We start from the raw sequence: 22,269 nt of genomic DNA on the forward strand, positions 1-22,269 counted from the left end.
CGTGGGGGCCATTATAGAGAACCTGAGCCGTTCGCCACCAGCGTTGAGACTCCGCCCCGTCCAACTTTGTGTGCAGTGACGAATTATCATGTAACCTCGTTCCTAGTAATGCGGGTATGATCTTTCTCAGCCTTCGCGCTCCGGTGCACAAGGCATACAAGAGCGGGATGATAACTAGCGACTATCGCGATGGCTTACGCAAGGGCAACGATTGATGCGACTCAGACCCTCCGGCAAGGGGTTGATCGGTGTCGATATCACCTCGGCAACGGTCAAGCTGATCGAGCTCAAGCGAGTGGGCTCCCATTACCAGATCGAAAGCTATGCCGTCAGGCCGCTGCGCGAAGGTGCCGTGGTCGAGCGACGCATTCGCGATATGGGCGAAGTGGCCGATGCGCTGCGCCGCGCGGTCGAGAGTGCCAAGCCCTCCTCCCGGCTGGCTGCGGCCGCGGTGCCGGCCAGCGCCGCCATCACCAAGACCCTGACGCTACCCGCTTCGCTCAACGATGACGAGATCGAAGCGCGTATTCAACTCGAATCAGACAAGCACATTCCGTTTCCGTTCAGCGAGGTCGCCTTCGATTTCCAGCGGTTGGGGCTCAATGCCCGCTACGGCGATCAGCAAGACGTGTTGCTGGTGGCATGCCGCCAGCAGGATGTCGTCCAGCTCACCGATGCCCTGCACCAGTCCGGGCTGTCGCCGGCGGCGGTGGACGTCGAGACTTTCGCCATGGAGCGCGCCTTCGGCGAGCTACGCCAACAGCTGCCGCCGGCCGCCGGCGATGACGACTGTGTGGCGCTGGTCGACATCGGGGCCACCATGAACGCCTTTCACGTGCTACGCGGTGGGCGCATCGTCTACAGTCGCGACACTGTCTTCGGCGGGCGCCAGCTTACCGAGGAGATACGGGCGCGCTATGGCCTGACGCTGGAAGAGGCCGGCCTGGCCAAGAAGCGCGGCGGTCTGCCGGAGGATTACCGGACCAGCGTGCTCGAGCCTTTCATCGATACCCTGGTCCAGCAGGTCGGACGCTCGCTTCAGCTCTATTACACCGCGGGTCGCAAGCAGGAGGTGCGGCGCATGGTGCTGGCCGGTGGCTCCAGTGTCATCCCCGGCCTTGCCGAGCGGCTCGCCCGTGAGAGTGCGATGCAGGTGGTTATCGCCAACCCCTTCCTGCGCATGAGGATAAATTCGCGTATCGACGTCCAGACGTTGGCCAGCGATGCGCCGGCCATGGTCACCGCCTGCGGCCTCGCCATGAGGTCCCCGTCATGACCATCGAAATCAACCTGCTGGGCTGGCGTGAGCAGCAACGGGCTCGCCGCAGTCGCCGCTTCTATCTGGCCCTGGCGTTCATGGCTGTGCTCGGTGGGGCAGGTGGTCTGGGTCTGACCTATCACTACGACGCCGCACTGGACGCTCAGCGCGAGCGCAATGCACATATACAGGCCCGCATGCAGCAGCTCGATGGCGATATCCGTTCGATCGGCGAGTATGAAGCCATACGCGAGCGCATGATCGGTCAGGTCCAGGTGTTCGGTGATCTGCAGCAGGGACGTGCGCAGACGGTCGAGGTCTTTCGTGACCTCACGCTGAGCCTGGTCGACGGGGTGCACTACGTTCAGCTGAGTCGCCAGGGCGACCAGCTGCGCCTGACCGGGCGCGCCGAGAGCAATCACCGTGTTTCGGAGCAGATGCGCGCGCTGCAGGCAGCGCCGGCCTTCTCCGAGCCGGTGCTGTCGGAAGTGGAGTCCGACGGCGGTGCGCGGCGACGCTTCAGTCTCGGCGTGACGCAGCTCGCCGACGGCATGCCGCCTCCGGGGGATGAAGAGGAGGGCGGGCCATGAACCTGCGCGCCGAGATACGCCGTCTTCGCGAAGTTGACTGGCGTGGGCTGGACCTGAAGGAGTCCGGCGCCTGGCCGCTGTTGCTGCAATGGCTGTGCTGTCTGCTGGTCCTCGGCGTGACCTTTGCCGGTACCTACTGGTACCTGGCAGGCCCCAAGGCGGCCGAGCTCGAGCGCGCCACAGCGGAGGAGGAGCGGCTTCTGCTCGACTATCGCAATCGCGCCGCCCAGGCCGCTCGCCTGCCCGACATGCTCGAGCAGTTGGCCCAGCTCGAGTCGCGCATGGACGAACTCATGGCGATGCTGCCCTCCGGCGCGGAGATTCCCTCGCTGATCGACAGCATCAGCGAGAGCGCCCTCAACCATCACCTGAGCATCGACTTCATTCGCTTGCGCAGCACCGTCGAGCGTGATTTCTACATCGAGCGTCCGTTCGACATCCAGGTGGAGGGAGAGTACCACCATATCGCCGGCTTCCTGGCCAGCGTGGCGGCGCTGCCGCGAATCGTCACGCTGCATGATTTCATCCTGGCGCCGGTGGAGGGCAGCGATCGTCTGCGGCTGTCGATGCTGGCGCGAACATACAGCTACCGTGCCCAGGCCGATGAGGAGGCGACGCCATGAAGCAAGTGTCGGTGGCGCTCACGGTCGGCCTGCTGCTGGTGGGCTGTGCCGATCCCCGTCTGGGCGAACTGGACCGGCGGCTGAGCGATATCCGCGCCAATCCGGGCGCGCCGCGAGTGCTGGAGATGCCGGAGGTGCCCCGCTACGAGTCGGTACCCTACGAGGCCAGCGATCATCGCAGTCCTTTCCGCCCCCAGTTGCCGGAGCCGGAGCAGGCGCCAGCAGGCGATAGCGACCTGACGCCCGACTTCGAGCGGCAGCGGGAGCCGCTCGAGGCATACGACCTCGAGGCGCTGAGTCTGGTGGGCATTCTGACCATGAGGGGGCAGACCCATGCCCTGGTCAGGGAGCCCGAGGGCGAGGTGCACCGCCTGCGCACCGGCAACTACCTGGGTCGCAATCATGGTCGCATCGTCAGCATCACCGATTCGACGGTACAGTTGGTGGAGCTGGTGCCCACCGGTGGGGGCGGCTGGATGGAGCGCACGACACGCATGGCATTGGAAGAGACGAAGCGCTGACAGCGTTCGCGGTCGCTCGTGGCAGGGCACTTGAAACAGGCAGGAGTAGGGCAACGATGAAACATGTGATTCGCACACTGACGATACTCTGCCTGGTGTTGGCGGCGATGCCTGCCCTGGCGGCCACCACGCTCACCGATCTGGACTTTCGCCAGGGCGAGCGAGGTGAGCTGCTGGTCGACCTGACCTTCAGCGGCGGCGTACCGGAAGTTCGTGGCTATCGGCTGGACGCGCCGGCGCGACTGACCATCGACTTGGTGGATACGACCAATGCATTGGAGCGACGCAACATCGACCTTGGGGTCGGCGGCGTCGAACAGGTCACCGCCTTGGAAGCCGGCTCGCGCACGCGTCTGGTCTTTAATATGGAAGGTCCGCTGCCCTACGATACCGTGCAGCAGGGCGACCGGTTGAGGCTGGCCATAGGTGGGGGCGCGTCCGTCTCGGCCACACCGGCGGCGAGCAGTACGCCGGCCGCATCTTCCCGGTCCGCAGCGGCCGCCACGGGTGCCAGTCCGACCATTACCGATATCGATTTTCGCCGCGGCCAGGAGGGAGCGGGGCGATTGATCGTCACCTTCGACCGTGCCGGCGTCGAGGCCCGGGTACGCGAGCCGAGCCGCCATCGCATCGTCGCCGAGCTCAGCGGTGTCGAACTGCCGGAGGCGCACAACCAGGTGCTCGATGTCAGCGACTTTGGCACACCGATACGCCGTATCACGCCGCGTGTCGGCCGCGACGGCGTCACTCTCGAGATAGAAGGCAATGACGAATTCGCCATGCTATCCACCCAGAGCGGACGCCAGCTCACCATCGAGGCGCAACCGATCACCCCGCAGGAGCGCGAGCAGCACGTACGCCAGCAGTTTCCCTACACCGGCGAGCGCATCACGCTCAATTTTCAGAACATCGAGGTGCGCTCGGTGCTGGCGATCATCGCCGACTTCACTGGACTCAACCTGGTTGCCAGCGACAGCGTGACCGGCGAGGTGACCCTCAACCTTGAGGACGTGCCGTGGGACCAGGCGCTGGATCTGGTGCTCAAGAGCCATGGCCTGGCCAGTCGCCAGGAAGGCAATGTCATCGTCGTGGCGCCGGCCAGCGAGCTGGCCAATATCGAGCGTCAGCAGCTGGAGGCGCGGGCCCAGGCCGAGACGCTGGCGCCGCTGGTGTCGGAGTACGTGCAGGTCAAGTATGCGCGCGCGGAAGATCTGGCCCAGTTGCTGCGGGGCGGCGAGGGCTTCGGTCTGCTCTCGGAGCGTGGTCGGGTGGCGGTGGACGGGCGCACCAACACACTGCTGATCCAGGATACCGCCGATCAGATCCAGGAGATCCTCGCCACGCTCGACCAGCTCGATGTCGCCGTGCGCCAGGTGCAGATCGAGGCGCGCATCGTCATCGCCCGCGACGGCGTGACCCAGGAACTCGGCGTCAACTGGGGGGCCTCAGGCGGTGGCAGCCGCTTCAACCTGGGCGGGGCCTCGACCGGCACGCCGATCGCCGGTTTCGGCGATGGCCTCACCGGCCAGCGCGATAGTCGCGGGCAATTCACCGGTGAGTTCGACGACCCCACCGGCAGCCGCTTCGAGCGCGGCGGGCTCGCGGTTGACCTGGGTAGTGCCAACCCCATGACCAGCTTCAGTTTCGGCTATCTCTCCGGCGACATCCTGCTCGACCTCGAGCTGCGCGCGCTGGAGAGCGAGAACAAGAGCCAGACGATTTCTCAGCCCCGCGTGATCACCGCCAACCAGCGCAAGGCGACCATCATCCAGGGCGAGGAGCGCGCCTTCCAGTCCATCGGCGAGGGCAATGTGCCGCAGACCGAGTTCAAGGAGGCCGAGCTGTCGCTCGAAGTGACGCCGCAGATCACGCCGGACAACCGCATCATCATGGATCTGGTGGTCAAGAACGACAGCTTCCGCGAGGCGGCGCCGGGCCAGGCGCCGCCCATCGACACCAACCGCATCGAGACCCAGGTGCTGGTCGACAATGGCGAGACGGTGGTGCTGGGCGGCATCCTCACCACCGAGCAGCTCAGCCGTCTGGCCAAGACGCCGTTCCTGGGGGACCTGCCTGTGCTGGGTAGGCTTTTCCGGTACAATGAGTCGAGCAACCAGAAAGTGGAGCTGCTGGTGTTCATCACTCCACGGATACTCGAGGACGGCCTGGCGATTCGCTGATGCAGGACTTGCCCAATTTGATACTGGTCGGCCCCATGGGGGCCGGCAAGAGCACCATCGGCCGCCTTCTGGCGGCCGAGCTTTCCCGCGACTTCTTCGACAGCGACCATGAGATTCAGGCCCGCTGCGGTGCCGACATTCCGTGGATCTTCGACGTCGAGGGCGAAGCGGGCTTTCGCCAGCGCGAGATGCAGATGATCGAGGAGCTGACCGCGCTCGAGGGCGTGGTTCTCGCCACCGGCGGAGGCGCGGTGCTGCGTGAGGAGAACCGCCGGCGGCTGCGCGAGCGGGGCACCGTGATCTATCTCTTCACCACCGTCGAGCAGCAGCTCAAGCGCGTGGCCAAGGATCGCAATCGCCCCCTGCTGCAGCGTCCTGACCGCGAGCAGGTGCTGCGCGAGATGTTCGAGCTGCGCGATCCGCTCTACCGTGCCACGGCCGATGTCGTGGTGCGTACCGACCGGCGCAGTCCGCGCGCCGTGGTCAACGAGATCGTGCGTCGCGTGCAGCGAATCATCGACCCCCTACAAGCCAAGGCCTGACCATGTTCACGAGCGAACCCCAAGCGAGCCGGCGCCTGCAGGTGGCGTTGGGCGAGCGCAGCTACCCCATCCATATCGGCACCGGCCTGCTGGGCGATTCCGCCTGCCTCGCGCCTTATCTGGCCGGGCGCCAGGTCATGGTCGTGACCAACGAGACGGTGGCGCCCCTGTACCTGGCGCGCCTGCGTGAAGGGCTGCCCGCCGATGCCGAGGTGCGCGAGCTGGTATTGCCCGACGGCGAGGCGACCAAGACCCTGGCCAGCGTCGGCCGCATCTGGGACGCGCTGCTGGAAGCCGGGTTCAATCGCCGCTGCACCCTGATTGCCCTGGGGGGCGGCGTGATAGGCGACATGGTCGGGTTCGCCGCCGCCTGTTACCAGCGCGGCGTCGCCTTCCTCCAGGTGCCTACCACGCTGCTCTCCCAGGTGGACTCCTCGGTGGGTGGCAAGACCGGCGTCAACCATCCGCTGGGCAAGAACATGATAGGTGCCTTCTGGCAGCCGCGGGCGGTGCTGATCGATACCGATACCCTGAAAACCCTGCCGGCCAGGGAGCTCTCGGCAGGGCTCGCCGAGGTGATCAAGTACGGCCTGATCCGCGACGCCGATTTCCTGGCCTGGCTGGAGGGTGAGATGACTGCGTTGAGAGCCCTTGAGCCCCAGGCGCTGGCCTGGGCCATCGAGCGCAGCTGCCAGCTCAAGGCTGAGATCGTCGCAGCGGATGAAACCGAGCAAGGCGTACGAGCCCTGCTCAACTTGGGACACACCTTCGGTCACGCCATCGAAGCGCACCAAGGCTATGGCAAGTGGCTACACGGCGAGGCGGTGGGGGCGGGCATGCTGATGGCCGCCGAGCTGTCGCAACGTCTCGGCTGGCTGGCCGCAGCGGAGGTCGAGCGTATCGCCGCCATCATTGCCTCGGCCGGTCTACCGCTGGCGGCTCCCGCCGACATGGGGGTCGAGGATTTCCTCGTGCGGATGCGCCTGGACAAGAAGAACGTCGACTCGCGCCTGCGCCTTGTCCTGCTCGAGACACCAGGCCGGGCGGTGATCCACGATGAAACCCCTCAGCCGCTGCTCGAGGAGCTGTTGGCGGCCTTTCCTCGCCACTGACCGCATCTCGCTTCGCTCTTTTCGCTCTGGCCGGTACGACGCCCAGCAGGCCGCACGAAGACTCGTGCGGCTTTTTTACGTGGTCCAGTATGTCGGTGCCTAGTGACCGCTTTGCACTTTCAGCATTGAATCCGTATGCCTCATGCCGTATCGGCATGGGGAAAAAGGCCGATTATCGACTAAAGTCGTAAGCTCTGTTTTGTCCGTTTGCAATCCGTTTATGAGCCACGCAAGTCTTTGAACTGGTGGTTTTTTTTGTTTTAGTTCATTCAGCAAGTTGCGGATTTGACGAAGGTTTTGCCAGTGGGCGGGAAGGCGGGAGATTGCGCGGCAGGGCAGTAAGTGTCTATGCTGGTCGTCCTTTTTACGCGACGGCAGCAGGCTGTTCTCGACAGCCAGAATAAAAAGAAAACATACCAAAATACACAACTGATGCCGTTTGGTCAATAGACACTCTTTGAGGCACGCCCATGAACCGAGGCCTTCATCAACCAGGCGAGTTCCGTGACAACTGTGGATTCGGCCTGATCGCGCATATGGAAGGGCAGGCCAGCCACGATCTGCTGCGTACCGCCATCGAATCGCTCACCTGCATGACTCATCGCGGCGGGATTGCCGCCGATGGCAAGACCGGTGACGGCTGTGGCCTGTTGCTCAAGATGCCTGAGGGCTTCATGCGCGAAGTCGCCGCCGAGTCGCTGGGCGTCGAACTCGGCGACCTGTTCGCCGTGGGGGCGGTGTTCCTGCCCGACGACGACGCCAAGGAGGCGCGTGCGCGCGGCATTCTCGAGGGCGAGCTGCGCGCCTGCGGCCTGGTCATCCGCGGCTGGCGCGACGTGCCGGTCGATCCCTCCTACTGCGGTCCCATCGCGCGTGCCTGCCTGCCGCGCATCCGGCATCTGTTCGTCGAGCCGGGCAAGCTCGGCGATGCCGCGCGTTTCGACGTCGACCTGTTCATGGCCCGTCGTCGCGCCGAGCAGATGCTGCGCGACGAGGAGGATTTCTACGTCTGCTCGCTGTCGTCCCAGGTCGTCTCCTACAAGGGCCTGATGATGCCGGTGGACCTGCCGACCTTTTACCAGGACCTGGGCGACGAGCGCCTCGAGACCGCCATCTGCGTCTTCCACCAGCGCTTCTCCACCAATACCGAGCCGCGCTGGCCGCTGGCCCAGCCGTTCCGCCTGCTCGCGCACAACGGCGAGATCAACACCATCGAGGCCAACCGTAGCTGGGCGAACTCGCGTAAGGAGAACTTCGTCAACGAGCGACTGCCCGACATCGCCGAACTCGACGAGATCGTCAATACCGTGGGTTCCGATTCATCGAGCATGGACAACATGCTCGAGGTTCTGCTGATGGGCGGCATGGAGCTGCACCGCGCGGTGCGCATGATGGTGCCGCCGGCCTGGCAGAACGTCGAGACCATGAGCGGCGAACTGCGCGCCTTCTACGAGTACAACTCCATGCACATGGAGCCGTGGGACGGCCCGGCCGGGCTGGTCATGACCGACGGCCGCCAGGCGGTCTGCATGCTCGACCGCAACGGCCTGCGTCCGGCGCGCTGGGTGATCACCAAGAACGGCTACATCACCCTGGCTTCGGAGATCGGCACCTACGACTACAAGCCCGAGGATGTAGTGGCCAAGGGACGCGTCGGCCCGGGCCAAATACTCGCCGTGGATACTCACACCGGCGAGGTGCTGCACACCGCGGACATCGACGAGCGCCTGCAGTCCGCCTACCCCTACAAGCGCTGGCTGAAAGAGGAAGCCCACTACCTCGAATCGGCCCTGACCGAGCTGGCCAGCTTCCAGAACATGGACGCCGAGCAGGTCAAGACCTGGCAGAAGATGTTCCAGGTCAGCTTCGAGGAGCGTGACCAGGTGCTGCGCCCGCTGGCCGAGAGTGGCCAGGAGGCGGTGGGCTCGATGGGTGACGATACTCCCATGGCGGTGCTGTCGCGCAAGCAGCGTCTGCTGACCGACTACTTCCGCCAAAAGTTCGCCCAGGTCACCAATCCGCCGATCGATCCGCTGCGCGAAGCGATCGTGATGTCGCTGGAGACCTGCATCGGTGCCGAGCTCAACGTATTCAAGGCCACGCCGGAGCATGCCCACCGCATCATCCTGACCACGCCGGTGCTGTCGCCACGCAAGTTCACCGCGCTGCTTGAGCAGGACGATCCGACCTTTGCGCACCAGCAGCTGAGCCTGGGCTACGACCCCGAGCAGATGGGGCTCAAGGCGGCCATCGTCGAGCTGTGCCGCCAGGCCGAGGCCGCGGTGCACGATGGCAAGGTGATTCTGGTGCTGTCGGATGCCCACCTCGAGCAGGGGCAGCTGCCGATCCATGCCGCGCTGGCGGTTGGCGCCGTGCATCACCACCTGGGCAAGCTGGCGCTGCGCCCGCGTGCCAACATCGTGGTCGAGACCGGCTACGCCCGCGACGCCCACCAGATGGCTGTGCTGTTCGGCGTCGGCGCCACCGCGGTCTTCCCGTGGCTGGCCTACCAGGTGATGGCCGATATGCATCGCACCGGCGAGCTCACCGGCAACCCGGCGGATGCCCGCGAGAACTATCGCAAGGGCATGCAGAAGGGCCTCTACAAAATCCTCTCCAAGATGGGCATCTCGACGCTGGCCTCCTACCGCGGCTCGCAGCTGTTCGAGGCGGTAGGACTCTCCTCCGAGGTGGTCGAGCTGTGCTTTTCCGGCATGGCCTCGCGCATCGAGGGCACCGGCTTCAGCGAGCTGCAGCTGCAGCAGGAGCTGCTGGCGCGCGACGCCTGGACGCCGCGCAAGGGCATCGCCCAGGGCGGCCTGCTCAAGTACGTGCACGATCACGAGTACCATGCCTACAACCCCGACGTGGTCAAGTCGCTGCAAGAGGCCGTGCAGGAGGGCGACTATCGCAAGTGGAAGAAGTTCGCCCAACTGGTCAACGAGCGCCCCGCCGCGACCATTCGCGATCTGCTGGGGCTCAAGGCCGCCGAGACGGCACTGCCCCTCGAAGAGGTGGAGTCGATCGACGAGTTGCTGCCGCGCTTCGACAGTGCCGGCATGTCGCTGGGGGCGCTCTCTCCCGAGGCCCACGAGGCGCTGGCCCAGGCCATGAACGAGGCCGGCGGACGCTCCAACTCCGGCGAGGGCGGCGAGGACCCGGCGCGCTACGGCACCATCCGCAGCTCCAAGATCAAGCAGATCGCCTCGGGTCGCTTCGGCGTCACCCCGGCCTACCTGGTCAACGCCGAAGTGCTGCAGATCAAGGTGGCCCAGGGCGCCAAGCCCGGCGAGGGCGGCCAGTTGCCCGGCGGCAAGGTCAACGACCTGATCGCGCGGCTGCGCTACTCGGTGCCCGGCGTGACGCTGATCTCGCCGCCGCCGCACCACGACATCTACTCCATCGAGGACCTGGCGCAGCTGATCTTCGACCTCAAGCAGGTCAACCCGGAGGCGCAGGTATCGGTGAAGCTGGTCTCCGAGCCCGGCATCGGCACCATCGCCACCGGCGTGGCCAAGGCCTACGCCGACTTGATCACCGTGTCGGGCTATGACGGTGGCACCGCGGCCAGCCCGCTGACCTCGATCAAGCACGCCGGCAGCCCCTGGGAGCTGGGCCTGCCCGAAGTGCACCAGGCGCTGCGCATCAACGGCCTGCGCGACAAGATTCGGCTGCAGACCGATGGCGGCCTGAAGACCGGCCTCGACGTGGTCAAGGCGGCGATCCTCGGCGCCGAGAGCTTCGGCTTCGGAACCGCGCCGATGGTGGCGCTGGGCTGCAAGTACCTGCGCATCTGCCACCTCAACAACTGTGCCACCGGTGTGGCGACCCAGCACCAGTACCTGCGCGACGAGCACTTCCGCGGCACCGTGGACATGGTCAAGAACTACTTTCGTTTCATCGCCGAGGAAGTGCGTGAACTGCTGGCTATGCTGGGCGTGCGCAAGCTGACCGACCTGATCGGCCGCACCGACCTGCTAAAGGTGCTGGAGGGTGATACCGCTTCCCAGCGCAAGCTCGACCTGACGCCGCTGCTGACCAACGACTTCGTGCCGGCCGATGCGCCGCAATTCTGCCAGGTCAGCCGCAACGTGCCGCACGACCCCGGCGCCAAGAACCAGGAGGTGCTGGCCACCATCGAGCAGGCCATTGCCGACAAGAGCGGCGGCGAGTTCGCCTTCACCATCACCAACTGCGATCGCTCGGTGCCGGCGCTCTCCTCCGGGGCGGTGGCCAAGCACTACGGCGAGGCGGGTCTCGAAGATGCGCCGATCACGCTGCGCTTCACCGGCGTGGCCGGGCAGAGCTTCGGCGTGTGGAACGCACGTGGCCTCAACCTCTACCTGGAGGGCGATGCCAACGACTATGTGGGTAAAGGCATGAACGGCGGCAAGGTCGTGCTGGTGCCGCCGCAGGGCAGCCGATTCGAGAGCCACAAGACGGCGATCATCGGCAACACCTGCCTGTATGGCGCCACCGGCGGCAAGCTGTTCGCCGCCGGTACCGCTGGCGAGCGTTTCGCCGTGCGCAATTCCGGCGCCCATGCGGTGATCGAGGGTGCCGGCGACCACTGCTGCGAGTACATGACCGGCGGCCTGGTGGCGGTGCTCGGCGAGACCGGCGTCAACTTCGGTGCCGGCATGACCGGCGGCTTCGCCTACGTGCTCGACGAGGATCGCTCCTTCGTCGATCGCTACAACCATGAGCTGGTGGAGATCCACCGGGTCAATACCGAGGCCATGGAGGCCTATCGGCGTCACCTGCGGGAGATCATCGAGGAGTTCGTGGCCGAAACCGGCTCTGCCCGTGGACGCGAGATACTCGACGACTTCAGCGACTTCGCCCGCCATTTCTGGCTGGTCAAGCCCAAGGCGGCGAGCCTGAACAGCCTGCTCGACGAATCGCGCAGACGTCCCGAGTAAGCCGGAATTCCAGGAGACACGAGTATGCCCAACCGTTTGACCAGAAACGACTTCCAGTTCATCGACGTGGGGCGTCAGGATCCGCAGAAGAAGGATGCGCGCACGCGTTCGCGCGAGTTCGGCGAGATCTACGAGGCGTTCAAGCCCCAGGAGGCGGCCAGCCAGTCGCACCGCTGCCTGCACTGCGGCAACCCGTACTGCGAGTGGAAGTGCCCCGTGCACAACTACATTCCCAACTGGCTGCAGCTAGTGGCCGAGGGCAACATCCTCGAAGCCGCCGAGCTGTCGCACAAGACCAACTCGTTGCCCGAAGTGTGCGGCCGGGTGTGCCCGCAGGATCGCCTGTGCGAAGGCGCCTGCACGCTCAACGACGGCTTCGGCGCGGTGACCATTGGTTCGGTGGAGAAGTACATCACCGATACCGCCTTCGCCATGGGCTGGCGCCCGGACATGTCCCAGGTCACCTGGACCGACAAGAAGGTCGCCATCATCGGTGCCGGTCCGGCGGGGCTCGGCTGCGCCGACATCCTGGTGCGCAATGGCGTGCGTCCGGTGGTCTACGACAAATACCCCGAGATCGGCGGCCTGCTGACCTTTGGCATCCCCGAGTTCAAGCTCGACAAGACGGTAATGGAGCGTCGTCGTGCGGTGTTCGAGGAGATGGGCATCGAGTTCCGCCTGGGCGTCGAGGTGGGCAAGGACGTCGACTTCGACGCGCTGCTCGCGGAGTACGACGCGGTATTTCTCGGCATGGGAACCTACAAGTACATGACCGGCGGTTTCCCCGGCGAGGACCTGCCCGGCGTGCACAAGGCGCTCGACTACCTGATCGCCAACGTCAATCACTGCCTCGGCTTCGAGAAGGATCCGGCCGACTACGTCTCGCTGGAAGGCAAGCAAGTCGTGGTGCTGGGCGGCGGCGACACCGCCATGGACTGCAACCGCACGGCGATTCGCCAGGGGGCTGCCAGCGTGACCTGCGCCTACCGCCGCGACGAGGAGAACATGCCGGGTTCCAAGCGCGAGGTGGCCAACGCCCGCGAGGAGGGCGTGGAGTTCCTGTTCAACCGCCAGCCGGTGGCGGTGGTCGGCGAGGGTCAGGTCGAGGGCGTCAAGGTCGTGCGTACCCGCCTGGGCGAGCCCGACGAGAATGGCCGCCAACGCCCCGAGGTGGTGCCGGGCTCCGAGGAAATCCTGCCGGCCGACGCGGTGGTCATCGCCTTCGGCTTCCAGCCAAGCCCGGCGTCCTGGTTCGATAAGGTCGGCATCGAGCTCGACGAGCGCGGTCGCGTGCTGGCGCCGGAGCAGGGTGCCTACGCCTTCCAGACCACCAACGAGAAGATCTTCGCCGGTGGCGACATGGTGCGCGGCTCCGACCTGGTGGTCACCGCAGTGTTCGAGGGGCGTCAGGCCGGCGAGGGCATCCTCGACTACCTTGGCGTGTAAGCGCCTTCGAGCGCCTCGCTTCTCTGCTCGATCCGCCCCGGCCTGATGTGCCGGGGCGTTTTCGTCCTGCGCCATCTTTTTCTAGACTCTGGGCAGGTTCCCAACCTGCCGATGAGGAGCGATCATGGACGAGACGCGACTGGAACTGGGTCTTGCCGACGCACAAGGCGACCCGGTTGCCCCCGAGCGGATGGTGTTCGCTGATGACGGGTGCATTCCCAACAGCCGGCTGGCGACGCTGGCCTTTCGTTCGCGTGGTGTGAGCCCGGTGCTCGACCGTGAGGCGATTGCCGAGCGCTTCGAGCGGCTGTTCGACGCCAACGGCTGGCGGCCGAGCTGGCGCGGCGGGGTCTACGACTACCATCACTACCACTCCATCGCCCACGAAGCGTTCGGCGTGCTCTCGGGCTGGGGCAGGCTGCGCCTGGGCGGCGAGCGGGGCGACGACCTCGAGCTGCACACCGGCGATGCCTTGGTGCTGCCCGCGGGTACCGGTCATTGCCATCTGGAGGCGAGCGATGACTTCCTGTTGCTCGCCGCTTACCCGAAGGACCAGCGCGAGCTCGATCTGCTGCCGGCCGACCCCGCCGAGCACGATGCGGCGGTGGTGCGTATCGCCCAGGTATCGCGCCCGCCGCGCGATCCGCTGGGAGGCGACACGGCGCGCTGGTGGTCATGAGGCCGGGCCGCCAGCGTCGAAATTGAGCCATTGGTCGTAATCTGCTACGCTGTCGTCCCATCCTGGCGCGGCTTTCTGCCACGCCTCATGATCACGTTTCGACAGGTTCTTCATGACACGATATATCTTCGTGACCGGCGGCGTTGTGTCCTCTCTCGGCAAGGGCATCGCGTCGGCCTCGCTGGCGGCGATTCTCGAGGCGCGCGGCCTCAAGGTCACCATGCTCAAGCTCGATCCCTACATCAACGTGGATCCGGGCACCATGAGCCCGTTCCAGCACGGCGAGGTGTTCGTCACCGAAGATGGCGCCGAGACCGATCTCGACCTGGGCCACTACGAGCGTTTCATCCGCACCAAGATGACCCAGGGCAACAACTTCACCACCGGCCGCGTCTACGAGCACGTGCTGCGGCGTGAGCGCCGCGGCGACTACCTGGGCGGTACCGTGCAGGTGATCCCGCATATCACCGACGAGATCAAGCGCCGCGTCTATGCCGGCGGCGAGGGCTTCGACGTGGCCCTGGTCGAGATCGGCGGCACCGTGGGCGACATCGAGTCGCTGCCGTTCCTCGAGTCGATCCGCCAGATCAGAAGCGAGCTGGGCGCGAGCCGGGCGATCTTCATGCACCTGACCCTGGTGCCCTACATCAAGACCGCCGGCGAGACCAAGACCAAGCCGACCCAGCACAGCGTCAAGGAGCTGCGCTCGATCGGCATCCAGCCCGACATCCTGATCTGCAGAAGCGAGGTCGAGCTGGAGGAGACCGAGCGGCGCAAGATCGCGCTGTTCACCAACGTCGAGGAGCGTGCGGTCATCCCGCTGCAGGATGCCGATACCATCTATCGCATCCCGCTGATGCTGCACGAGCACGGTCTCGACGAGATCGTCTGCGACAAGCTGCGCCTTGAAGCCGAGCCGGCCGATCTGGCGGAATGGGTCCGCGTGCTCGATGCCAAGCTCAACCCGCTCAAGTCGATCAACATCGCCATGGTCGGCAAGTACATGGAGCTGCTCGACGCCTACAAGTCGCTCAACGAGGCGCTGATCCACGCCGGCATCCAGACCCGGGTCAAGGTCAACGTCGACTACATCGACTCCGAGGACATCGAGCGCCACGGCACCGAGCGCCTGGCCGGCAAGGATGCGATCCTGGTGCCGGGCGGCTTCGGCGAGCGCGGCGTGGAGGGCAAGATCGAGACTGCCCGCTACGCACGCGAGAACGGCATTCCCTACCTCGGCATCTGCCTCGGCATGCAAGTGGCGGTGATCGAGTACGCGCGCCATGTGGCCGGCTGGGAGGATGCCAACTCCACCGAGTTCACCCACGACACCCAGCACCCGGTGGTGGGCCTGATCACCGAGTGGATCAACGCCGAAGGCAAGATCGAACTGCGCGACGAGGCCTCCGACCTGGGCGGCACCATGCGCCTGGGCGGCCAGGTCTGCCATCTCGAGTCCGGCACCAAGGCGCGCGAGGCCTATGGCAGCGACGAAATCGTCGAGCGCCACCGGCATCGCTTCGAGGTCAACAACCAGTTCGTCGAGCAGTTGCAGCAGGCCGGCCTGGTGATTTCCGGCAAGAGCGTCGACAACTCTCTGGTGGAAATGATCGAGCTGCCCGACCACCCGTGGTTCGTGGCCTGCCAGTTCCATCCCGAATTCACCTCCACGCCGCGCGACGGCCATCCGCTGTTCACCGGCTTCGTCAATGCGGCGCTGGAGCACAAGGCGGCGCGCACTCGCGCGTTGACCTCGCATCAGGAGTGAGCCCCATGTCTGCCGCGACCCCGTCCGTACCCGAGCGACATGTTTCCATTGCCGGCCTTACCGCCGGCAATTCTTTGCCATTGATGCTGCTCGGCGGCATGAACGTGCTGGAGTCCCGCGAGCTTGCACTCGAGGTCGCCGAAACCTACGTCGAGGTGACCGGCCGGCTCGGCATGCCCTACGTGTTCAAGGCCAGCTTCGACAAGGCCAATCGCAGCTCGATCCACTCGTTCCGCGGTCCCGGCCTGGAGCAGGGGCTCGCGATTCTGGCCGAGATCAAGCAGCGCTTCGGCGTGCCGGTGATCACCGACGTTCACGAGCCATGGCAGGCCGAGCCCGTGGCCGAAGTGGCCGACATCATCCAGTTGCCGGCCTTCCTGGCGCGCCAGACCGACCTGGTGGTGGCCATGGCCAGGACCGGCGCGGTGATCAATATCAAGAAGCCGCAGTTCCTCGCGCCCCACGAGATGCGCCACATCATTCGCAAGTGCGAGGAGGCGGGCAACGACCGCCTGCTGCTGTGCGAGCGCGGCTCGAGCTTCGGATACAATAATCTGGTGGTCGACATGCTCGGCTTCGGCGACATGAAGCAGACCGGCTGCCCGGTCTTTTTCGACGTCACCCACTCCCTGCAGCGTCCGGGCGGACGGGCCGACAGCGCCGGCGGGCGTCGCCAGCAGGTCGCCGAGCTGGCCCGGGCCGGCGTCGCCGTGGGGTTGGCGGGGCTGTTCCTCGAAGCCCACCCGGACCCCGACAGCGCCCTGTGCGACGGCCCCTGCGCGCTGCCGCTGGACCAGCTCGAGCCCTTCCTGACCCAGCTCAAGGCGCTCGACGAGCTGGTCAAGGGCTTCCCGGCACTGAATATCGAATAACGGCTACCCAGGCAATTGCTCCATAAGCCGAGAGAGAACATCGACTCAATCAACGCTGACTGAATGAAAGGACGACACAGATGACCAAGATTGTCGAAATCCACGCCCTCGAGGTACTCGACTCCCGCGGCAACCCCACCGTGCAGGCCGAAGTGCGTCTGGAGAGCGGCGCCGTTGGCGTGGCCTGCGCTCCGAGCGGTGCCTCTACCGGCTCGCGCGAGGCGCTGGAACTGCGTGACGGCGACAAGTCGCGCTACCTGGGCAAGGGCGTGCTGAAGGCGGTCGAGGCCGTCAATGGTGCGATCCGCAGTCGCCTGGTCGGCATGGATGCCCGCGACCAGCGTGGTCTCGACAATGCCATGCTCGAACTCGACGGTACCGACAACAAGGCCAGCCTTGGCGCCAATGCCATCCTTGCCGTGTCACTGGCGGCCGCCAAGGCCGCGGCCAACGCCAAGGGCATGCCGCTCTACGCTCATATCGCCGAACTCTATGGCCAGCCCGGCCAGTACCGCATGCCGGTGCCGATGATGAACATCCTCAACGGCGGCGAGCACGCCGACAACAACGTCGACATCCAGGAGTTCATGATCCAGCCGGTGGGTGCGCCGAACTTCCGCGAGGCGCTGCGGGTCGGCGCCGAAATCTTCCATGCGCTGAAGAAGGTGCTGTCCGCGCGGGGGCTGGCCACTGCGGTGGGCGACGAGGGCGGCTTCGCGCCCAACCTGGAGTCCAACGCCGAGGCGCTCGCCGTGATCAAGCAGGCCGTCAGCGATGCCGGCTACGAGCTCGGCCGCGACGTGACCCTGGCGCTCGACTGCGCCTCCTCCGAGTTCTATCAGGACGGCCAGTACAGTCTGTCCGGCGAAGGTAAGTCCTTTGACGCTGCCGGCTTCGTCGACTACCTGGCCGAGCTGTGCGACCAGTATCCGATCGTCTCCATCGAGGACGGCATGGACGAGTCCGACTGGGACGGCTGGAAGGCGCTGACCGACAAACTCGGCGACAAGGTGCAACTGGTCGGTGACGACCTGTTCGTCACCAACACCCGTATCCTCAAGCGCGGTATCGACGAGAGCATCGGCAACTCCATCCTGATCAAGTTCAACCAGATCGGCTCGCTCTCCGAGACGCTGGACGCCATCAAGATGGCCCAGGACGCTGGCTTCACCGCGGTAATCTCCCACCGCTCCGGTGAGACCGAGGACACCACCATCGCCGATCTGGCCGTGGGCACCTCGGCCGGCCAGATCAAGACCGGCTCGCTGTGCCGTTCCGATCGGGTAGCCAAGTACAACCGCCTGCTGGTGATCGAGCAGCAGCTCGGGGACCGTGTCTCCTACCCTGGTCGTGCGGCGATCAAGGGGCAGTGATCGCATCGTTTATGGCTACCGGCCGACGATATCGCTGACATTTTTGTAGGATATTGACTACAAAAAGGCGAAGATCTAAGCCCGCATAGCTGCAAGAAGGTCGATACCAAAGGTGTCGGCCTTTTTTAATTCCTTGTTTTTACTCACTTTACGCAATGAGCTGTCAACCTCGAGAAGGCCTCGAGGTTGTTTGGTGGCTGCTTGCGCCTGTTGGCGGACATGCCAGAATGCACGTGGGACAAGGCAGAGCGGGAGGCTCTCCGGCAGGATGCAACGGGATGCTATCTAAATGGCACGCTCGGTGCGACAGGACGTCGCCTCCGGGCAGGGACGTTGCCGCAGGAGAGAGGGCGGAGGGAACCGCCCAAGGAAATGCTGGGAGCCGGGCGACCTGAGGGGTCGCCTTTTTTTTGCCCGGCGTTTGGCCTGGACAGGCTCGACAAGGCGCCGAATGCCGGCTGGCATGCGGCGCGGGAACAGGCCGGCTTGCGCTGCGCTCAGCGCTCGAGGTATTGCAGTTTGCCGGGCTTGCCGTCCCACTCCTCGGCATCGGCCGGGGGATCCTTCTTTTCTGCAATGTTGGGCCACACTTCGGAGAGTTCGGCATTGATGGCGATGAACTCCTCCTGCCCCTCGGGTAGTTCATCCTCCGAGAAGATTGCCTCGGCGGGGCACTCGGGCTCGCACAGGGCGCAATCGATGCACTCGTCCGGATGGATCACCAGAAAATTGGGGCCTTCGTAAAAGCAGTCCACCGGGCAGACCTCGACGCAGTCGGTGTACTTGCACTTGATGCAGTTTTCGGTGACGACAAAGGTCATGCCTGTCTCCCTCCTCGCAGCCGGGTCGTGACCTCCCGGTTGGTAATGTACGGATCAGTCTTGGAAAAGCACTGCACAAAATACCTGCGCTTCTTCCCGCCCGGCGATCTGTTCAGCACTTTCTTAGGTCTGTAAGTTATAAAAAACTAACTTTTTATAAGAGGCGAATAATTGGACGCTTCATTCTAGTCATGCCTCCTCGTGTGAGCAAGCGCCGCCGTGGCTACAACCTCTCGCGCCAGGCATAGATCAACTCCAGCGCTCGTCGCGGCGTCAGCTCATTCGGGTCGAGGCCGGCCAAATCGTCGAGCAGGGGGTGGGGCGCCGTGGCAAACAGGTCGTTCTGCAGCGGGGCCGGTCCGCTATCGTGCCTAGGGGTGCCGCGATGGCTCTGGTCGACTTCCTGCTGCTCGAGTTGCGCCAGCTTGTCGCGAGCCCGCGCGATCACTGATGGCGGCACGCCGGCCAGCTGTGCCACCTGTAGGCCGTAGCTCTGGCTGGCAGGGCCTTCCTCCACGCGGTGCATGAAGACGATGCCGTCGCGGTGCTCGGCGGCGGTGAGGTGCACGTTGGCTACCCCCTCGGCCTGGTCGGTCAGCGCGGTCATCTCGAAGTAGTGGGTGGCGAACAGCGTGAAGGCGCGCGTGCGGGTCAGGTGCTCGGCGCTGGCCCAGGCCAGCGACAGGCCGTCGAAGGTGCTGGTGCCGCGGCCGATCTCGTCCATCAGCACCAGGCTGTGGTCGGTGGCGTTGTGCAAAATGCTGGCTGTCTCGGTCATCTCCACCATGAAGGTGGAGCGCCCGCCGGCGAGGTCATCCGATGAGCCGATGCGGGTGAAGATGCGGTCCACCGGACCGATGCAAGCCTCGTCGGCAGGGACGAAGCTGCCGGTATGCGCGAGCAGCACGATCAGTGCCGCCTGGCGCATGTAGGTCGACTTGCCGCCCATGTTGGGGCCGGTGATGACCAGCATGCGCCGGCGCTCGTCGAGCACCAGGTCGTTGGGCACGAAGGGCGCGTCGCTGACGTGCTCGACCACCGGGTGGCGGCCGCCGCGAATCTCGATGCCCGGCGCCTCGGCAAGCCGGGGGCGCGAGAAGCCGAGCGCCTGGGCCCGCTCGGCGAAGGCCGCCAGCACGTCCAGGGCGGCCAGGGCGCGACCGGTGCCCTGGAGCGCATTGAGTTCGGCGTTGAGCGAATCGAGCAGGCCGTCGTAGAGCAGTTTCTCGCGGGCCAGGGCGCGCGACTTGGCCGACAGTGCCTTGTCCTCGAACTCCTTGAGCTCGGGAATGATGAAGCGCTCGGCGTTCTTCAGGGTCTGGCGCCGGATGTAGTCGACCGGCGCCTCGCGGGCCTGGGCGCGGGGAATCTCGATGTAGTAGCCGTGCACCCGGTTGTAGCCCACCTTGAGGCCGGCGAGGCCGGTGCGCTCCCGCTCGCGGGCCTCGAGCTGCACCAGGTAGTCGCCGGCGTGCTCGGCCAGCCCGCGGTAGTCGTCGAGCTCGGCGTCGAAGCCTTCGCGTATCACGCCGCCGTCGCGGATCACCACCGGCGGGTTGTCGACCAGTCCGCGGGTGAGCAGGTCGGCGAGTTCGGGGTAGGGGCGGATATGGTGGGCCAGATCGTCCAGCGCGGTACCGTCGCTGTAGTCGGCGAGTTCGCGCTCCAGCGCCGGCAGGGCCAGCAGGGCGTCGCGCAGGCGGGCGAGATCCCGTGGCCGTGCACTGTAGAGCGCCACGCGCGCCAGGATGCGCTCGACGTCGCCGATCGCCTTGAGCTGCTCGCGCAAGGCCACGAAGCCCTCCCGCTCGAGCAGCAGGGCGACGGCTGCCTGGCGCCCTTGCACCTGGCTGCGGTCGCGCAGCGGGCGGTTGAGCCAACGCTTGAGCAGTCGCGAGCCCATGGCGGTGGCGGTGGTATCGAGCACGCTGGCCAGGGTGTTGTCGCTGCTGCCGCCGAGATTGATGTCGATCTCGAGGTTGCGCCGGCTGGCGGCATCGATCACCACGGCGTCGTCGCGGTTCTCGACACCCAAGGCGGTGACGTGGGGCAGTCGCGAACGCTGGGTGTCGCGGGCGTACTCGACCAGCACCCCGGCGGCGGTAAGTGCCGCCTCGAGGTGGGCGCAGCCGAAGCCGCGCAGATCCTGCACCTGGAACTGGTCGCACAGCAGGCGGGTGGCGGATTCGAGGTCGAACAGCCAGTCGCTCTGGCGGCGCAGGCCCTGCCGGCCCTCCAGGGCGGGTGGCAGCGGCAGGCTCTCGGGCAGGAGCAGTTCCGCCGGGTCGAGGCGCTGCAGCTCGGCCAGCATGTCGCCTTCTCCCTCCACTTCGAGCACGCTGAAGCGGCCACTGGAGAGTTCCAGCCAGGCGATGCCCCAGCAATCACCGGCCGGATGCACCGCCACCAGCAAGTTGTCGCGGCGGGCGTCGAGCAGCGCCTCGTCATAGAGGGTGCCGGGGGTGACGATACGCACCACGCGGCGCTCCACCGGCCCCTTGCTCGTCGCCGGATCGCCGATCTGCTCGCAGATCGCCACCGACTCCCCAGCCTTCACCAGGCGTGCCAGATACCCTTCGGCACTGTGGTAGGGCACTCCGGCCATGGGAATCGGCTTGCCCGCGGACTGGCCGCGCTGGGTCAGGGTAATGTCGAGCAGCGCGGCGGCGCGCCTGGCGTCGTCGAAGAACAGCTCGTAGAAATCGCCCATTCGATAGAACAGCAGCACCTCGGGGTGCTCGCGCTTGATCTTCAGGTACTGGGCCATCATCGGCGTATGGCTCGGCACATCCGTCTTGACCGCGTCGTTCATGCTTTCTCGGCTGGCTCGTCGGTTGTGTGGGGGCATGGAAGAGAGCAAGGTTACCACGCCCCACGCGGCGTCGACACGATACAAGCTGATGGCCTGCTGTCGAGGGCAAGGATACGCTATGGTAAGGCTGTTGCAGGACATGCGGTCGGTGCCGCGGCTCTCTGACCCCCCCGACCCTACCGACAAAGGAGCGATACCATGCCCCACAGTGCCTCCAGCCTGGCCAACCTCGACCTCGCCACGCTCGCCGAGCGGCTCGGACGGCGCTGCCGCGAGCATGGCGTCAGCGTCACCACGGCCGAATCCTGTACCGGCGGCGGGGTGGCCAGCGCCATCACTTCAGTGGCCGGCAGCTCGGACTACTTCGAAACCGGCTACGTCACCTATTCCAACGCCGCCAAGGCGCGCCTGCTGGGTGTGCCCGAGGCACTGATCGCCCAGCACGGGGCGGTCAGCCGTGAAGTCGTGGAGGCCATGGTGGCCGGCGCCTGCCGCGACAGCGGCGCCAAGCTTGGTGTGGCAATCAGCGGCGTGGCCGGACCCGACGGTGGCACGCCCGAGAAGCCGGTGGGCACCGTGTGGCTGGCCTGGGGCAGCGAGGCGCAACAACAGGCCGAGCGCTTCCAGTTCCCTGGCGACCGACGGGCAGTGCGTGAGCGCGCGGTACGCGAGGCCATCGTCGGGTTGATTCGTTACCTCGAAACCGACTAGTCGCGCGGCGAATTTTTCGTCATACTACTGTCCAACCAT

Annotated in this window: 16 protein-coding genes; 14 read left to right on the plus strand and 2 right to left on the minus strand. The window is 65.6% G+C overall.

Going from position 1 to position 22,269, the window contains the following annotated elements; all coding sequences use genetic code 11:
- Positions 1-214: 214 nt before the first annotated feature.
- From pilM to eno, 13 genes are all read left to right on the plus strand, one after another.
- Entirely contained in the window at positions 215-1,276 is a 1,062-nt protein-coding gene (gene pilM / locus HNO53_RS02630) for a type IV pilus assembly protein PilM (RefSeq protein ID WP_209476015.1), read from the plus strand.
- Positions 1,273-1,848 (plus strand): PilN domain-containing protein, encoded by a 576-nt coding sequence (locus HNO53_RS02635; RefSeq protein ID WP_209476016.1) that lies wholly within the window; start codon positions 1,273-1,275, stop codon positions 1,846-1,848. Before pilM ends, HNO53_RS02635 begins: the two co-directional genes overlap by 4 nt.
- Complete coding sequence (locus HNO53_RS02640) at positions 1,845-2,471, plus strand: type IV pilus inner membrane component PilO (RefSeq protein ID WP_209476017.1); 627 nt, start codon at positions 1,845-1,847, stop codon at positions 2,469-2,471. The genes HNO53_RS02635 and HNO53_RS02640 overlap by 4 nt, the downstream gene beginning before the upstream one ends.
- The gene (locus HNO53_RS02645; protein ID WP_209476018.1) at positions 2,468-2,992 is read left to right on the plus strand and encodes a pilus assembly protein PilP; all 525 of its coding nucleotides are present in this window, start codon (positions 2,468-2,470) and stop codon (positions 2,990-2,992) included. The genes HNO53_RS02640 and HNO53_RS02645 overlap by 4 nt, the downstream gene beginning before the upstream one ends.
- A 56-nt stretch (positions 2,993-3,048) precedes the next feature.
- Positions 3,049-5,172: a type IV pilus secretin PilQ gene (locus HNO53_RS02650; RefSeq protein WP_209476019.1), complete on the plus strand. Its 2,124-nt coding sequence runs from the start codon at positions 3,049-3,051 to the stop codon at positions 5,170-5,172.
- Complete coding sequence (gene aroK, locus HNO53_RS02655) at positions 5,172-5,714, plus strand: shikimate kinase AroK (RefSeq protein ID WP_209476020.1); 543 nt, start codon at positions 5,172-5,174, stop codon at positions 5,712-5,714. Before HNO53_RS02650 ends, aroK begins: the two co-directional genes overlap by 1 nt.
- Positions 5,715-5,716: 2 nt before the next feature.
- Positions 5,717-6,826 (plus strand): 3-dehydroquinate synthase, encoded by a 1,110-nt coding sequence (gene aroB, locus HNO53_RS02660; protein ID WP_209476021.1) that lies wholly within the window; start codon positions 5,717-5,719, stop codon positions 6,824-6,826.
- Positions 6,827-7,296: 470 nt separating this feature from the next.
- A complete protein-coding gene (gene gltB / locus HNO53_RS02665) occupies positions 7,297-11,748 on the plus strand; it encodes a glutamate synthase large subunit (RefSeq protein WP_209476022.1) in 4,452 nt (1,483 codons plus the stop codon).
- Positions 11,749-11,772: 24 nt separating this feature from the next.
- On the plus strand, positions 11,773-13,194 hold the full coding sequence (locus HNO53_RS02670; RefSeq protein WP_209476023.1) for an FAD-dependent oxidoreductase: 1,422 nt from the start codon (positions 11,773-11,775) through the stop codon (positions 13,192-13,194).
- 124 nt (positions 13,195-13,318) lie between these two features.
- A complete protein-coding gene (locus HNO53_RS02675) occupies positions 13,319-13,873 on the plus strand; it encodes a cupin domain-containing protein (RefSeq protein ID WP_209476024.1) in 555 nt (184 codons plus the stop codon).
- A 112-nt stretch (positions 13,874-13,985) separates the two neighbouring features.
- Complete coding sequence (locus tag HNO53_RS02680; RefSeq protein WP_209476025.1) at positions 13,986-15,641, plus strand: CTP synthase; 1,656 nt, start codon at positions 13,986-13,988, stop codon at positions 15,639-15,641.
- Positions 15,642-15,646: 5 nt separating this feature from the next.
- Positions 15,647-16,513, plus strand: coding sequence for a 3-deoxy-8-phosphooctulonate synthase (gene kdsA / locus HNO53_RS02685; RefSeq protein WP_209476026.1), 867 nt, complete (start codon positions 15,647-15,649; stop codon positions 16,511-16,513).
- Positions 16,514-16,593: 80 nt separating this feature from the next.
- Complete coding sequence (gene eno / locus HNO53_RS02690; RefSeq protein ID WP_209476027.1) at positions 16,594-17,886, plus strand: phosphopyruvate hydratase; 1,293 nt, start codon at positions 16,594-16,596, stop codon at positions 17,884-17,886.
- A 497-nt stretch (positions 17,887-18,383) separates the two neighbouring features.
- Here eno and fdxA read toward each other — a convergent pair whose 3' ends face one another.
- A complete protein-coding gene (gene fdxA, locus HNO53_RS02695) occupies positions 18,384-18,707 on the minus strand; it encodes a ferredoxin FdxA (protein ID WP_111412930.1) in 324 nt (107 codons plus the stop codon).
- A gap of 223 nt (positions 18,708-18,930) precedes the next feature.
- Complete coding sequence (gene mutS / locus HNO53_RS02700; protein WP_209476028.1) at positions 18,931-21,519, minus strand: DNA mismatch repair protein MutS; 2,589 nt, start codon at positions 21,517-21,519, stop codon at positions 18,931-18,933.
- Positions 21,520-21,717: 198 nt separating this feature from the next.
- Between mutS and HNO53_RS02705 the strand changes: the two genes are divergently transcribed.
- Positions 21,718-22,230 carry a CinA family protein gene (locus tag HNO53_RS02705; protein ID WP_209476029.1) on the plus strand — a complete coding sequence of 171 codons (513 nt, stop codon included), beginning with the start codon at positions 21,718-21,720 and terminating at the stop codon, positions 22,228-22,230.
- The last annotated feature ends 39 nt before the right edge of the window (positions 22,231-22,269 follow it).

Source organism: Billgrantia antri, assembly GCF_017868935.1.
GTDB lineage: Bacteria > Pseudomonadota > Gammaproteobacteria > Pseudomonadales > Halomonadaceae > Halomonas > Halomonas antri.

Bases quoted from the DNA above. Each gene is read 5' to 3' on its own strand.
- aroK (WP_209476020.1), top strand. From the start codon at position 5,172: ATGCAGGACTTGCCCAATTTGATACTGGTCGGCCCCATGGGGGCCGGC.
- HNO53_RS02705 (WP_209476029.1), top strand. From the start codon at position 21,718: ATGCCCCACAGTGCCTCCAGCCTGGCCAACCTCGACCTCGCCACGCTC.
- kdsA (WP_209476026.1), top strand. From the start codon at position 15,647: ATGTCTGCCGCGACCCCGTCCGTACCCGAGCGACATGTTTCCATTGCC.
- eno (WP_209476027.1), top strand. From the start codon at position 16,594: ATGACCAAGATTGTCGAAATCCACGCCCTCGAGGTACTCGACTCCCGC.
- gltB (WP_209476022.1), top strand. From the start codon at position 7,297: ATGAACCGAGGCCTTCATCAACCAGGCGAGTTCCGTGACAACTGTGGA.
- HNO53_RS02645 (WP_209476018.1), top strand. From the start codon at position 2,468: ATGAAGCAAGTGTCGGTGGCGCTCACGGTCGGCCTGCTGCTGGTGGGC.
- mutS (WP_209476028.1), bottom strand. From the start codon at position 21,519: ATGAACGACGCGGTCAAGACGGATGTGCCGAGCCATACGCCGATGATG.
- HNO53_RS02650 (WP_209476019.1), top strand. From the start codon at position 3,049: ATGAAACATGTGATTCGCACACTGACGATACTCTGCCTGGTGTTGGCG.
- HNO53_RS02640 (WP_209476017.1), top strand. From the start codon at position 1,845: ATGAACCTGCGCGCCGAGATACGCCGTCTTCGCGAAGTTGACTGGCGT.
- HNO53_RS02680 (WP_209476025.1), top strand. From the start codon at position 13,986: ATGACACGATATATCTTCGTGACCGGCGGCGTTGTGTCCTCTCTCGGC.
- fdxA (WP_111412930.1), bottom strand. From the start codon at position 18,707: ATGACCTTTGTCGTCACCGAAAACTGCATCAAGTGCAAGTACACCGAC.
- HNO53_RS02670 (WP_209476023.1), top strand. From the start codon at position 11,773: ATGCCCAACCGTTTGACCAGAAACGACTTCCAGTTCATCGACGTGGGG.
- HNO53_RS02675 (WP_209476024.1), top strand. From the start codon at position 13,319: ATGGACGAGACGCGACTGGAACTGGGTCTTGCCGACGCACAAGGCGAC.
- pilM (WP_209476015.1), top strand. From the start codon at position 215: ATGCGACTCAGACCCTCCGGCAAGGGGTTGATCGGTGTCGATATCACC.
- aroB (WP_209476021.1), top strand. From the start codon at position 5,717: ATGTTCACGAGCGAACCCCAAGCGAGCCGGCGCCTGCAGGTGGCGTTG.
- HNO53_RS02635 (WP_209476016.1), top strand. From the start codon at position 1,273: ATGACCATCGAAATCAACCTGCTGGGCTGGCGTGAGCAGCAACGGGCT.